The organism is Rubripirellula lacrimiformis (assembly GCF_007741535.1).
GTDB lineage: Bacteria > Planctomycetota > Planctomycetia > Pirellulales > Pirellulaceae > Rubripirellula > Rubripirellula lacrimiformis.
Genome location: NZ_CP036525.1, coordinates 5,409,906 through 5,423,811, shown reverse-complemented (window position 1 = coordinate 5,423,811; position 13,906 = coordinate 5,409,906). Strand labels below are relative to the sequence as shown.

Annotated in this window: 8 protein-coding genes; 5 read left to right on the top strand and 3 right to left on the bottom strand. The window is 56.8% G+C overall.

Annotated features, from left to right (window positions below; translation table 11 throughout):
- Nucleotides 1-38 precede the first annotated feature (38 nt).
- Together K227x_RS19065 and K227x_RS19060 are read left to right on the top strand one after the other, a co-directional pair.
- Nucleotides 39-3,230, top strand: a complete 3,192-nt coding sequence (locus tag K227x_RS19065; protein ID WP_218933375.1) for a PVC-type heme-binding CxxCH protein — start codon at nt 39-41, stop codon at nt 3,228-3,230.
- Between the two features lie 54 nt (nt 3,231-3,284).
- The gene (locus K227x_RS19060) at nt 3,285-4,751 is read left to right on the top strand and encodes a N,N-dimethylformamidase beta subunit family domain-containing protein (protein ID WP_218933374.1); all 1,467 of its coding nucleotides are present in this window, start codon (nt 3,285-3,287) and stop codon (nt 4,749-4,751) included.
- 146 nt (nt 4,752-4,897) lie between these two features.
- On the opposite strand, the gene K227x_RS19055 is transcribed toward K227x_RS19060, so the two are convergent.
- Together K227x_RS19055 and K227x_RS19050 are read right to left on the bottom strand one after the other, a co-directional pair.
- The gene (locus tag K227x_RS19055; RefSeq protein WP_145171986.1) at nt 4,898-5,494 is read right to left on the bottom strand and encodes a hypothetical protein; all 597 of its coding nucleotides are present in this window, start codon (nt 5,492-5,494) and stop codon (nt 4,898-4,900) included.
- Between the two features lie 209 nt (nt 5,495-5,703).
- Nucleotides 5,704-6,351 carry a methyltransferase domain-containing protein gene (locus K227x_RS19050; RefSeq protein WP_145171984.1) on the bottom strand — a complete coding sequence of 216 codons (648 nt, stop codon included), beginning with the start codon at nt 6,349-6,351 and terminating at the stop codon, nt 5,704-5,706.
- A 660-nt stretch (nt 6,352-7,011) separates the two neighbouring features.
- Here K227x_RS19050 and K227x_RS19045 point away from each other — a divergent pair.
- Together K227x_RS19045 and K227x_RS19040 are read left to right on the top strand one after the other, a co-directional pair.
- The gene (locus K227x_RS19045; protein WP_145171982.1) at nt 7,012-10,236 is read left to right on the top strand and encodes a PSD1 and planctomycete cytochrome C domain-containing protein; all 3,225 of its coding nucleotides are present in this window, start codon (nt 7,012-7,014) and stop codon (nt 10,234-10,236) included.
- A 134-nt stretch (nt 10,237-10,370) separates the two neighbouring features.
- Nucleotides 10,371-11,855 carry a DUF1501 domain-containing protein gene (locus K227x_RS19040; protein ID WP_145171980.1) on the top strand — a complete coding sequence of 495 codons (1,485 nt, stop codon included), beginning with the start codon at nt 10,371-10,373 and terminating at the stop codon, nt 11,853-11,855.
- 94 nt (nt 11,856-11,949) lie between these two features.
- On the opposite strand, the gene K227x_RS19035 is transcribed toward K227x_RS19040, so the two are convergent.
- On the bottom strand, nt 11,950-12,831 hold the full coding sequence (locus K227x_RS19035; protein ID WP_145171978.1) for a c-type cytochrome: 882 nt from the start codon (nt 12,829-12,831) through the stop codon (nt 11,950-11,952).
- Nucleotides 12,832-13,282: 451 nt separating this feature from the next.
- On the opposite strand from K227x_RS19035, the gene K227x_RS19030 reads away from it, so the two are divergent.
- Complete coding sequence (locus K227x_RS19030) at nt 13,283-13,498, top strand: hypothetical protein (RefSeq protein WP_145171976.1); 216 nt, start codon at nt 13,283-13,285, stop codon at nt 13,496-13,498.
- The last annotated feature ends 408 nt before the right edge of the window (nt 13,499-13,906 follow it).

Sequence of the window (13,906 nt, the reverse complement as noted above, 5' to 3'; positions counted from 1 at the left end):
CCAAGACGCTACCGCAATCGAGTTCGCCAGAATTCCCGATGGACCCGCTGCTTCCGTCGGGATATTTGCGAATCCACCGCCGTCTGACCAGCGCGCTCGGATGCTTGAACGTTCAGTGCATGGACGCTTGGTTGAGATCCAGCCAAGGCTGCATCGTTTGTCGTGCTTTCAACCACCTGTTGTTCTTTGGATATCTGATGTTACGTCGATTTGTCCCGCGACTATTCCTGGCTTCGGCGTGCCTCGCGATGCCCACGGTCGCTGCGGAAGAAGCCGATCATGTGTTGGAACCGCACAGCGTTGCGGCGCTGACAAGAGAAGATTCGTTTTCAAAGATCGAGGTTGCCGATCCGTTTCAGATCGAAATGGTCGCCGCGGAGCCTCTGGTGATGGATCCGGTCGATTTCGATTGGGGGCCAGATGGTCGGTTGTGGGTCGTTGAAATGGCGGACTATCCGATCGGTATCAACGGGGATGGCAAGCCCGGTGGACGAGTGCGTGTGTTGGAGGATCGCGACGGGGATGGAAAGTACGACCATTCGACTCTGTTTGCTGACAACTTAAGCACGCCCAGCGGTGTGCTGGTTTGGCGAAACGGAATTTTGGTGACCGCTTGCCCAGATGTTCTGTACTTGGAGGACACGACGGGCGATGGCGTCGCCGATCATGTCGAAAAGTTGTATTCAGGATTCACCGAAGGCAACCAACAGCATCGTGTCAATGGACTTCGATGGGGCTTGGACAACTGGGTCTATCTTGCCAACGGAGATAGTGGCGGGACCGTTGTATCGAACCGAACCGGAAAGTCGGTCAACATCAGCGGTCGGGATTTGCGAATCCGACCCGATACGGGAGAGATTGAAACGCAATCAGGGCAAACCCAGTTCGGTCGCAATTGCGATAGCTGGGGCAATTGGTTTGGTTGCAATAACCCCAATCCGGTCTTCCACTATGTGTTGGACGAGGGCTATCTGTCGCGTAATCCGCACGTCGTTCCGCCGTCGGTGCGACGAGACATTCGGGTCGGAGACACAAAGGTCTTTCCGATCGGCCCGATCATCAGCCACTGCGATCCGATTCACCGACCGATTGGTGCAACACCGATCTTTACATCGGCGTGCGGAACGATCGTCTATCGCGACACGCTCTTTGGTGCTGACTACCATGGTGCCACGTTCACCAGCGAACCGGTCTACAACATCGTGCATGCACGTAAACTGGTGCCCCATGGGGTGACCTTCGAAAGCATCAAGATGCACGCAGACGGTCAGGAGTTTCTTCGTTCGGCGGATCCTTTCTCCCGACCTGCTGGCCTGCATGTGGGGCCCGATGGTGCACTGTATGTTGCCGATATGGTTCGCGAAGTGATCGAACATCCGCAGTGGATTGCGGACGATTTGGAGGCCCAGTTGGACCTGCGATCGGGATCTGATTTAGGTCGGATCTACCGAGTTGCTCCTCGGCAGAGTCCGCGGCGACCGTTCACACGATTCGATCAAATGGGCGCAGCCGAATTGGTGCAACTTTTGGATTCGCCCAGTGGATGGCAGCGGGATTTGGTTCAGCGAATGTTGCTATGGCGATGGCAAGACATCGCTGCCGATGCCCGAGCTAAGGTAGAGCGAGCTAAGGTAGAGCGAGCTAAGGTGGAGCGGGGACTACGACGCTTGATGTCGGACAGCCCAAACCCGCTGGCACGGTTGCATGCTTTGGCGACCCTGGCCGGGTTGCAGGTCGTTTCGGCGGCGGATCTGCAACGGTCGCTAGCGGATTCGCATCCAGGAATACGACGGCACGCGATCCGAATCCTTGGTGATCAGATCGCTGCCGACAAAAGCACGTTGGGCGACCAAGAATGGTCTGGCAACGGTGGCGGGGCCGATTGGCAGGCCGCGATCGAAGCATTGGTCGCTGACGATGATCCGATGGTTCAATTGCAGTTGGCATACACCTTGGGATCGTTCGATGATCGATGGGCGGCCGACTGCCTTGCATCCGTTGCAGCGAAGGCGGGTGACGACGTCTATCTACGAGCGGCCGTTCTCAGCAGCATTCATTCCGGCAACGTTCGTCCGGTGCTGTCCGCGTTGCTGGACGCAGGCCGACCTGATCCCCAATGGTTGGGGACACTGGCTGGGATCGCCATCAAGCTAAACGTGCCGAGTGCCGCCGCGGTCATGCTAAGCAAACTGGAATCCGATATCGATTCGCCGGATCCGGTCGCCGCATGGCAGGTTTTGACGGCTTGGTACGCATCGCTGGGGAGTTCGGCCGGCGATTTGGATCGTCAGCTTGATCCTGCATCGATCGTGTTGCTGGACCGTTTTCACCAATCGGTGCATGACGCCGTACTGTCGGGATCGACGTCGACTGCTGATCGATTGCTTGGCATGCGACTGTTGGGGAGACGTGAGTCGCAAAGAACCGGCGATGTCCAACTGTTGGCAAGTTTTCTATCGCCGCAAACACCGGTCCAGCTTCAACAAGCCGCTGTATCGACGGTGGCCGCATTGAACGTGAACGGTGTGCCCGGAATACTGACGGCCGGATGGAGTTCCCATGGGCCGGCGCTGCGACAGCAGGTTCTTTCCGAATTGACCAGTCGGCCTGCATGGACTTTGGAACTGCTAGAGATGATCGGACAGGGAACGATCTCTGCGAATTCGCTGAGCGGATCGTTACGTCGTCAACTATCCGAACACGGTGATGCCAAAATTCGCGACCGCGCGATTGGAATCTTGGGAACGATCGATGCGGATCGTGACAAGGTCGTCCAAGCCTACCAGCCATCCATCGACGAACTTGTCGGCGGTAGTGCGGATGTGGATCGCGGCCGCCTGGTGTTCACTGCGAAATGCTCTGCCTGTCACCGTTTGGAAGGGCTGGGCACTGCGATTGGACCCGATCTGACAGCTTTGACCAATCGTTCTCCCGAAGCTTTGCTAACGGCGATCATTGATCCCAGTCGGGCCGTCGAGGCCAAGTACCAGCAGTACCAAGTCTTGCTGGACGACGGGCGAGCGTACGCGGGTGTTTTGACCGAAGAAACCGCGACCAGTTTGAAATTGATCACCGCCGACGGCAAGAGTCATTCGTTGCTGCGAAACGAGATTGAACGGTTGCAGGGGAACGCCGTTTCCATGATGCCCGTTGGATTAGAGAAAGAAATTGACAGCCAACAGATGGCTGATTTGTTGTTGTACGTTCAACACCAATCATCCGCGAAGTGACCGAACCCGTTTGACAGTTCTGCAATGCAAACTCCAACCATAGTGAACCACAGCATGTTATTTTTTCGTCGGGCGTCGTTGTATCAACCGTTGTCGATTTTGGCCGCAGTGGTGGTGTGCAGCACGATTGGATTGGTTTCCAGCGGGTCGGTGATGGCCGATCAGAAGTTGCCCGATGGATTGTTCGTGGAAGGCTATACCGACCAGTTGAGCTACGTGGCGGGCGACGAGGTCGTCTTTCACCTTTCGGGCACCGGCGCGGTTTCAATGCAAATTGATCGTTTGGGCGCAGATCGTAAACAGGTTTACCAAAAAGACGGCATCGCGGTTTCGCCCCAGGCGATTCCCGATCGCGCATCGTCGCACGGATGTCAGTGGCCCGAAGCGTTTCGGATGACGGTCCCCGAGGATTGGAAGTCGGGCTACTACGAAGTTGTCTTGACGACGCGCGATCAAGGTGGCCGTTACGTCGGACGCAATCAACGAACCGCGGTGGGTTCGCTGTTCTTTGTCGTACGATCCAAGACACCGGGTACGACGTCTCCGATTCTGATTCAATTGGCGACCAACACTTACAACGCCTACACCAACTGGGGCGGGCACAGTCTGTATGGTTACCATGACCGCGACGGCGTCCAAGGACATCGCGTTTCCTTTGATCGCCCCATTCAATCCCAATTTCGAAACTGGGAACTGCCGTTTATTCAATGGGCGGAGAAGTCTGGCTACGAATTGGACTATGCGGTGAACAGCGATTTGGAATCACGCCCCGATCTGTTGTCCAAGTATCGATTGGTATTGAGCGTGGGACACGACGAATATTGGTCCGCACCGATGCGAGATCACTTGGAAAGTTATATCGCCGATGGTGGCAACGTTGCGTTTTTCAGTGGCAACACCTGTTGTTGGCAAGTTCGAAGCGAGGACGATGGCCGTGCCCTGACCAGTCATAAACAGTTCTACAACATGGACCCCGAATTTCGTACGACCGACCATCGTCGATTGAGCACGGCATGGGGACATCATCTGGTCGGACGTCCCGAAAACCAGTTGACGGGTGTTGGGTTCATGTGGGGCGGCTACCACCTTAGCCATGGCCAGTTCATGGACGGTTCAGGAGCCTACGAAGTGCATCGACCGGAACACTGGGTGTTCGAAAAGACCGATCGAAAGCAGGGTGACCAGATCGGTGGTGCAGAGACGGTCGTGGGGTACGAATGCGATGGCTGCGAAATGGAATGGCGGGATGGCTTGCCGTTTGCCACCGGACGTGATGGCACGCCGGCATCGTTCACGATTTTGGGAACCTGTTCGGCACGTTGGCATCCCGGAGATTCCCTGTGGTACGACCAGTTTCCATCGGACCGAATCGGGGCTGCCGTGATGGGCATGTACACACAGGGCGGAACCGTCTTTACCGCTGGATCCACCGACTGGGCGCATGGGCTGCGCGGCAAGACACCTGTGATTGAGCAAATCACTCGAAACCTGCTGGACCGTTTGTCCCAGGAACCGAAGTGAGAAAACTTGCCCTGCCATCGACGGCACTAGACCGGATGGTTGAATTCGTTGTTTACCTCACAGGCTGGAAGCCTATGCTGCGGATTCAACGCGTCAGTGATGGATGTGGCGTTCCTGAGGCGTGGTTCCCAGGGAGCAAACCGCTGCTAGATGTGCAGCATTTCTGGCTGCTTCCGCATCCGCACCGGACGTTCTGGTAACGAATCAAACTGCGGACGATCCATGCGTTGGTGGTTTCGAGTGGTCGGCGGCAGTGACGGTGGCATCATGGGTTGGAAATCGTTGTAGGTTCCCATCGATTGACGCGGCATCGCCGATTGCGGGAACCGTGGTGTCTGTTGTCGCGGGGGGGAATTTGCCCAACCTTGACTGAAACGTTGACGCCCGTGTGATTGTGAATCGTGCGATCGAGAATGATGTGATTGTGCCCCGTGTGATCGCGATGGATAAGCTCCCGACAGTGACGGCGGCATGGTTGGGTCCGTCGTTCGGACCGCTGGCATCCGTGTCGCAAAGTTGTCCGATGGATAGGGACGATAGGATTGGCCCGGGTATCCGTTTGGCTGATACCCACGTGCCCGGAAATCTTGTTGGTACGCATTGGGGGTGAATGTTCCGTCTGCGCCTTCCTGGAACGATCCACCGCTTCCGCCATTGCATCCGGGGCCGCAAGTGTGTCCCTGAGCCTGGGCGGTGGCAGCGACCAAGCCAAGGCAACCTACGAAGGCCATTCGATACAACATGTGCTCAACTCCGGTTCTGGGATACGCATTGAAACATCCATGACAAATTCCAGCGGTGAAGTTTAGCGACGTGGCGCCGCGGGCATCGTGAAACACCTCGACGAACTTCTTGCAACGGAATCCGTTCGGACGAATGGGATTCTTCGCAAGTCGCAGCGCAGAGTCAAACTGGATCATCCCAGTCTTGACGTCTTCGGCCCCGATATCGCCTAAGCGGTGGCAACCACGATCGAAACAGGCATGGTGAACAAGTCGATTCGTTCCTGCTTGGCGATGACCAACCCGGCTTGTTCGACCATCGATTCCAGCGGGATCGGTTGACAATCGACAATATGCGGAAAGTGGGTGTGCATCCAGATGTAGGTGCGTTCCAGAGTGCTTTTCGAGTCGCCCTCGGCGACGGTGGCCATGCTGACGATGCCGATCCGTCCACCGGGCTTTAGAACTCGTTTGCACTCGGCCAAGACAGCGGGGATGTTTTCCAACGCAAAAAGTTCCAATGTGAAGCTCATCGACACTACGTCAAAGGTATCGTCGTCCAGCGGCAACGGAGGCGTTTCGGCGACGATCAGTTTCACGCGATCCGCACAGTTTGATTCTTGCAAACGTTTCAGGGACACGTCGCGCATGCCCGATGAAATGTCGATCCCGGTTACCTGGCCGGTGGTGCCGACGCTATCAGCCAAACTGACCAGGGAATGGCCAGTGCCAAATCCGATTTCCAGGACCGATTCGCCTTCGGATACATCCAGAAGTTCTAGCCCACGTTGGCGTGCAACGTGTTCGCCACCGTCAGCGATCAAATCATAAGCGTGACTAATCCGGTCATAGAAATCGCGGGCCGGGTTGATGGTCATGGTGTCGCTGCTTTCATCATTGGCGGATCAATCGTAGAACGAGTCCTGGTGGATTCGTTTCAGAGCGACGAGTTTACCGACCCCGTGCGTCGGCCACAATGAAACCGCTAGGAAGTCATCGTGGCACGGAATCAGTTCGTGTCGTGGTCGAAGGGCTTCGGGTGCGATGCCATCGGTCGATCGAACCACTTTCACTGTGTCGGCGGGAACGCTGCGGGAGCACTGATTTTTCCGTATCCGCGAAATTGATGGCAAGATGTGTTTTCACGAACGACCATCGAGGAATTCGCGTGGTGGACGGGACAGCAGAATCCGAACGGCAGTAATTGCTGAACGTGTTGGGGGGGCCGAAGGCGGGATGTTGGTAAGCGAATCACCGTAACCGTTGGCAATGTTTCGAGGCATGGTTAGGATGGCTCGAACACTTTGCAAGTCCGTCGTCCATGACGTTGTTATCGCTTGGGCGTATTGGCAAATGGTTTTTAGCAGAAGCCGTGGTTCACGATCCGTCTGGTTTCCCAGGCGGTCGCTAGCCGTCGGCTTACTTTGATCCGAACTGGATTTGCATTGTTTGAACGTGCTGATGGCGCCGCGAAACACACCTCTGGGTTCCTCGTGTGTTTCGGAAGATAGAACCCGCCTTTCCCAATTGTTTGATTCATGATGTTTTCGGTAAGGTTGCGTGGGTTACGCTGGATTTTGGTTCTGGCGATCGGGTCGATCGGGTGGACGGTCGCTGCCGAGGCGGCAGCAGCCGAGGACGCGATCGACTTCAACAGTCAAGTGCGGCCGATCATTTCGGATCGCTGTTTTCATTGTCACGGACCGGATGCGCAGAACCAAGACTCGCAGTTCCGAATGGACAGCAAGGAAAACCTCTTTGCCGATCTGGGTGGCTATGCGGCGGTGATTCCTGGCGATGTCGATGGCAGTGAACTGGTCGCGCGGATTCGCAGCACTGACGAACATGAGCAGATGCCACCACCGGATAGCAAGCGATCGTTGTCGGAAGACGAGATCGACATTCTGGAAGCTTGGGTTCGCCAGGGAGCTGTTTACCAAGGGCATTGGGCCTTCGAAAGCGTCCGTCGCCCCGCTGTCCCCACCGATGTTCTTGCCGACGCCCCGTGGAGTGATGAACTTCGCAATCGGTGGTCGTTGAATCCAATCGATGCATTTGTTGCTCGTCGCTTGATTGCCGAGGGAATCACACCGTCGCCGTCGGCAGATCCATTGACGCGTTTGCGTCGGGCATCGTTGACGCTGACCGGGATGTTGCCGTCGCAAGAGCTGCAGGACCGGTTCACCGACCGGTTGAAGGAAGGAAGCGAATTGGAATCGCCCACCGATGCATCAGCAAGCGATGACGTAGCCAAGGATGTTGCCGGGAACCGATTCCGTGCACCGGTCGATGCGGCCTACGATGCGGCGATCGTCGAGATTCTTGGTTCGATGGGGTACGCCGAACGACAAACGTTGCGTTGGCTAGATGCAGCACGCTATGCCGACACCGATGGATACCAGGTGGACCAGGAACGGACCAATTGGCCTTGGCGCGATTGGGTCATTCAAGCCTTCCACAACAACATGCCCTTTGACCAATTCACGATCCAGCAGCTAGCCGGGGACATGCTTCCCGACGCGACACCGTCGCAGCGTCTGGCCACGGCGTTCAATCGGAACCACCGTCAAAACAACGAAGCCGGCGCCTTGGCCGCAGAGTTTGCCGTTGAAAATACGATCGACCGCGTCGAAACAACCGCGACGGTATGGTTAGGCCTGACGCTTGGTTGTGCACGCTGTCACGATCACAAATACGACCCGCTTAGTCAGCGAGAGTTCTATCAGTTCTATGGTTTCTTTAACAACATTGGCGAGCGAGGGGTGGGGAAGGGAGTCGACGCGAATCCGACGATCAAGTCCGTTTCGCCGCTGGCCGACGTCGAAAAGAAATGGTTGACGGCGGTCGAGGATGCCGAGCGTGAACATTCGCAAGTCACACGAGCGTTCGAGGTTCGGTTGAAGGAATGGACCGAGACGAAGCATCGGGAACTTTCCGAGGATTCACATCGCTGGCGATCCGTAAAGGTTCGCGAAGCAAAGTTGATCGACGCCGGCCGGTTGCAGGTCAGCAAAGATGGCACGATCGAGTATGCGGTCGACGAAGCGCGTGACGTTACTTACGAAATCGCTTTGGATGGCGACCTCGGGAAATTTGACGCCGTCAAACTTCAAGCGTTGCCCGATGACCGATTCGCATTGCCGCGCCAGCTTGGCCCCAGCGTCAACGGAAACTTTGTCTTGACCGATCTGTCGATCTTGGTCGGCGACGATGCAATCGCTCTGGATGGCATCCATGCTTCGTTCCAGCAGAATGGCTATCCGGCTGCCAATGCGATCGATGACGACGCCAAGTCGGGATGGGCTGTTTTTGGTCCCGATGTGAAAGCCGAACCCGTGGATGCGGTTGTTTCGCTTGCAGACGATATCCAGGTGCCCGCTGATACGACCGTTACGGTTCGGCTTCGCTTTGCCAGCGCGTCGGCCAATCACGTGATCGGCAAGCTGCGGATCTATGTGGGGGATCGCGATTCGTCGGACCGACCGTCCGACGATGGCATCGATCCCGAAGTGCAGGCCATCCTGGTTCAACCATCCAAACAGCGTTCAAAGAAACAAAAAGTCAAACTTCGTGATTACTTTCTGTCGAAGGACGCCGCCATGTTGGCGGCCAACAAGAAGCTTCGGTCGGCATTGGACGATCTGACATCTCGTGCCGGTCCACAGGTCACCGTGATGGTCATGCAGGAACGCGAAGGTGAACCCAACCCCGCATATTTGTTGCAGCGAGGACAGTACGACCAACCGGCCAAGGACGACCCGTTGCCACGTGGTGTACCGGCCGCCCTGCTGGCGTCCGTTGATGCCGCGCAGCCGAGCGATCGAATGCAATTAGCCAAGTGGTTGGTCTCGCCACAGAATCCGTTGACAGCTCGCGTCGCGGTGAATCGAATTTGGCGGGACCATTTCGGTATTGGGCTAGTCAAAACGGCGGACGACTTTGGGCTGCAAGGCGAGGTACCCAGCCACCCCGAGTTGTTGGATTGGTTGGCTGCCGAGTTCGTCGCATCCGGTTGGGATGTCCAGGCGATGCACCGGTTGATCGTCACCAGCGCTGCCTTTGGGCAATCATCCAAACAGACTGCCGCAGCGCAGCAGTTGGATCCTGACAACCGATGGATCGGGCGTGGCCCGCGATACCGTGCCGACGGGTTTATGATTCGGGACATCGCGTTGCAGGCCGCCGAGCTGACCAATTCCACCGTCGGGGGGCCGTCGGTAAAACCGTACCAGCCGGACGGAATGTGGCAGAGCGTTGCCGGTAGCGCTGGAATACGTTACCAGCCCAGCAAAGGAGACGACCTGTACCGAAAAAGCATGTATTCGTACTGGAAGCGAGCGGTCAATCCACCTCGGCAAACGATCTTTGACGCCAGCGGTCGCGAAGTGTGCAGCGTCCAAGTCCGTCGAACCAACACGCCGCTGCAAGCGTTGGTGTTGATGAACGATCCAACTTTCGTCGAATCGGCTCGCCGATTGGCCCAGCGAGCGATGTTGTCGGATGCGCAGGAGGATGGCGATCGACTGCGGCGGATCTATCGTTGGGCGATCGCAATGGAAGTGAGTGAACGAGAGTTGGCCGTGCTGGCCGACAGTTTGGCATACTTCCGCAAGCATTTTGGTGAAGACCCCGAGGCGGCGAAGCGGTTGTTGGCGATCGGACAATCAGAGCGTGACGAATCACTGGATGTCTTGGACTTGGCTGCCATGACCATGGTGGCTCACCTGATCATGAACACCGACGAATTTGTGACCGTCCAATGATCTTCTCATCCATGTGATCTCTTTGGATCCCGACTGGCTGCCAGTCCCCGTTGGATTGCTTGGCCTGACACCGAATGTGGCCCGTTTTTCGCGGACCGACTTTCTAGCGAACTTTCTTTGCCTGGACGACTGACATGAAACCTCTCGATATCACCACCGAAAGCCAGATGATGCTGACGCGTCGGCATTTCTTTGGACGCAGTGCATCAGGGATCGGAATGGCGGCTTTGGCATCCATGATGGGGAGTCCCGACGTTGCGCAGGGGGCGACCAACGACGCGGGAATCCCGCAACCCAATGGATGGATGAAGGAATATCACACGCCGCCCAAAGCGAAGCGAGTGATCTACCTGTTCCAAAGTGGTGCACCATCCCAACAGGAACTGTTCGACCACAAGCCGGCGCTCGAGCAGAACGAGGGAAAAGAGCTGCGGGATTTTGTCGACATGAATCAACGCGTGACGGGAATGACGGCAGGGCAGTCTTCCTTTCCGCTTGCGGGATCCCGATACAAGTTTGCACGGCATGGCGAATCGGGATTGGAATTGGGCAGCGAACTGTTGCCCCAGATTTCGACTTTGGCAGACGACATGTGCTTGATCCGGTCGATGCATACCGAAGCGATCAACCATGATCCGGCCATGACATTCTTCCAAAGCGGAAACCAGTTGCCGGGCCGTCCCAGCGTCGGTTCGTGGTTGCACTATGGCCTGGGCAGCATGAACGACAACCTGCCGACTTTCATTTCGATGGTGTCGCGAGGGACCGGACGCCCCAATTGCCAACCGCTGTACGACCGGCTTTGGGGAAGTGGATTTTTGCCGTCGACCTACGCGGGCGTCAAATTGATGAGCGTCGGTGATCCTGTTTTGTATTTGAATAATCCCGACGGCTTGGACGCAGCGGCTAGACGGCGGATGCTGGACGACTTGGCGAAACTGAACCAAGAAAAGTTGGACCAGTTTGGCGATCCCGAAATCCATACGCGAATCCAACAGTACGAACTTGCGTACCGCATGCAAACGTCGGTACCAGAGCTGATCGATTTTTCGGACGAACCCCAACACGTGTTGGACGCCTATGGTCCGGATGTGACTACGCGTGGAACGTATGCGTACAACTGTCTGCTAGCACGCCGGTTGGCTGAACGAGATGTGCGGTTCATCCAATTGTTTCACATGGGATGGGACCAGCATTTCACGCTTCCCAAACAGTTGCCCGGTCAATGTCGCGACGTGGACCAGGCTACCACTGCACTGGTCAACGATCTGAAACAACGCGGGTTGATGGAGGATACGTTGGTGGTATGGGGGGGCGAGTTTGGCAGGACGTCGTACTGCCAAGGGACGCTGAACGCGGAAACCTACGGTCGCGATCACCACCCCCGATGCTTCTCGCTTTGGATGGCTGGTGCGGGAATCAAGCCCGGCATGTCGTACGGAGCCACCGACGAGGTCTGTTACAACATCACCGAATCGCCCGTTCACGTGCACGATTTGCACGCCACCATGTTGCACCTGTTAGGGATCGATCACGAGCGGTTGACGTACCGTTTCCAAGGACGCTATTTCCGGCTGACGGACGTGCACGGCCGCGTGGTCAAAGATATCTTGGCCTAGCCTGCGGCAAGGCCGTCGTGGCGGATGTCGGAATCGGAAATCAGGCCGCGGTTTTCACCGATCCCGTTTCGCCGATCCCGGATGGGGACGGTGATCATTCGGCTGCCGACTTGCCGTTGTATTGCCCCATCTTGTCGGCGGCTGGTAGGTGTTCCTGCAAGCGGAACACCGGTCGATCATGTCGATTGACGAAGGCAGCGATATCAAGGGCTTGCTGATTCGATAGATAGGGATCGTCCAGCGGCATCGCGACCTTCAACCAGGCGGCTAGTTTGGGGACCCGGCTAAGTCCCGCGCCGTCATTGTAGGAACGTGGGCCCCAAACCGGCGGCCCATCGTCACCACCGAGCCCATCGTCGTTGTGACACGATGCACAGTGTTCGGCATACAGTTCTCCGCCACGACCGGTATCCCCGCCCGCGGCGACATCGGCATCCGCAAGCGGCGGTACGTGCCGCGGCCCGAGCGGAAAATCGGCGTTCTGCTGGATCGGCTGGCCAGTCGATAGCCAGGTGATGTAGGCGGTGACGGCGACCGCGACTTCGCTGCCCACGGGCGGACGGGTGCCGTTTTGGCTTCGCATGAAACAGTTCAACGCACGGTCCTGCAGCGTTACCACCCGATTTTCGCGGGGAGACCACGCGGGATACGCGGTTGCGATCCCCAAAAACGTCGCAGCCGTCGGGTGCGTGCCCGCGTCCAGATGACACGAGGTGCAGTGAAGTGCATTGCCAACATAGGGCTTTGACAGCGGATGGTTGGCGGTGTTCTGAACGATTTCGCGACCGAGTTCGATGACACGGCCTAGTTCGCCCTTCGGCAACGAACGAGTGGTTGGCGAATCTGGTTCGGTAGCGTCGCTAGGGACCGCCAAGAAAATGATCGCGAGCACAGGGATGCACACAAACATCTGCCGGGCAAGCGAACGAACGAAGTGGGTGCTGTGCGAAATCGCCATGTCCGTTCCTGGGGGCATTCCTGTTCCTGCTTGCTAGCGGTGCGTCGAATTTGATCGGAACCGAAGATCCGATAGGGAATTCGGTTAACCATTCCATGGCCGATGAACGTTCCATTCCGCCACATCGTGTGAAGGGGGCGGGGGACCTTCGAGTTCGAGTTCGAGTTCGAGTTCGGGTTCGGGTTCGAGTTCGAGTGCGTGAACGCGGGCGGCGGCGGCCGAGCAACGACTGCGTGGGTTGGTTGGGGAGCTGAATCAGGGGTGGGCGCGCAAAAAAAGAGACGACATGCGCTCGCTGCGCAAATCGCCTCTTTTGATCGATTCTGGGCTTGGAACAGTCGATCCGCCCGATGGGCTGACAGGCTGTTGACCAATATTTAGCAACCGCAAGGAGTGCTTGCAGGTACGCAGCAGTTCTTGGCTGCACGGCGAGCTTTGAGCTTGTGGAACAATCCACAGCGCTTGCGAGGTGCTTCGCAGCAGGTTGGTTCTGGGCAGCAAACTGGTGCTGGAGCGCAAACTGGTGCACAAACAGGAGCAGGAGCTTCGCAGCAAACTGGTGCAGGAGCTGCACAGCAAACTGGTTCAGGTGCACAAACAGGAGCAGGTGCTTCGCAGCAAACAGGCTCTGGAGCACAGGTTGGTGCACATGCAGGAGCACATGCATCAGCTTTGCAACGGTTGAACAACTTGCCGAAGCAACCGGCGTCCGAGTTTGGGGCCAAGATGGTTCCGACCAAAGCGAACATCGCAAACAAAACAATCGACTTCATTTCCGCCTCCTAGTGGGCTGAGAAAGGGTTGTGAAGTGCCGGATTCTAAGGGTCAAAGAGAATACGGCAACTAGGCAAAATGGGTCTAGGCCATTTTGGAGCTAATTTATCCCTTCTTTTCACCATTGTGGTGTGCAGAAAGCGCCTAAAAGCAGTCCAAGCGGGGGGGTGTCTGGGTAATTTGTAGCGATTGTTGCCCCCTATCTAGAAGGGTTTTGCTGGTTTCAGGCATTTTTCGATGCGGATTTGCGACCGAATTTGTCCAAAACTCGCATCACCGCAGTCGAAAGACGTCCGAACCACGTTTTCGTCCCTCGCAA

Coding starts and splice junctions, on each gene's coding strand:
- K227x_RS19065 (WP_218933375.1), top strand. CDS start 39: ATGGACCCGCTGCTTCCGTCGGGATATTTGCGAATCCACCGCCGTCTG.
- K227x_RS19055 (WP_145171986.1), bottom strand. CDS start 5,494: ATGTTGTATCGAATGGCCTTCGTAGGTTGCCTTGGCTTGGTCGCTGCC.
- K227x_RS19040 (WP_145171980.1), top strand. CDS start 10,371: ATGAAACCTCTCGATATCACCACCGAAAGCCAGATGATGCTGACGCGT.
- K227x_RS19050 (WP_145171984.1), bottom strand. CDS start 6,351: ATGACCATCAACCCGGCCCGCGATTTCTATGACCGGATTAGTCACGCT.
- K227x_RS19035 (WP_145171978.1), bottom strand. CDS start 12,831: ATGCCCCCAGGAACGGACATGGCGATTTCGCACAGCACCCACTTCGTT.
- K227x_RS19045 (WP_145171982.1), top strand. CDS start 7,012: ATGATGTTTTCGGTAAGGTTGCGTGGGTTACGCTGGATTTTGGTTCTG.
- K227x_RS19060 (WP_218933374.1), top strand. CDS start 3,285: ATGTTATTTTTTCGTCGGGCGTCGTTGTATCAACCGTTGTCGATTTTG.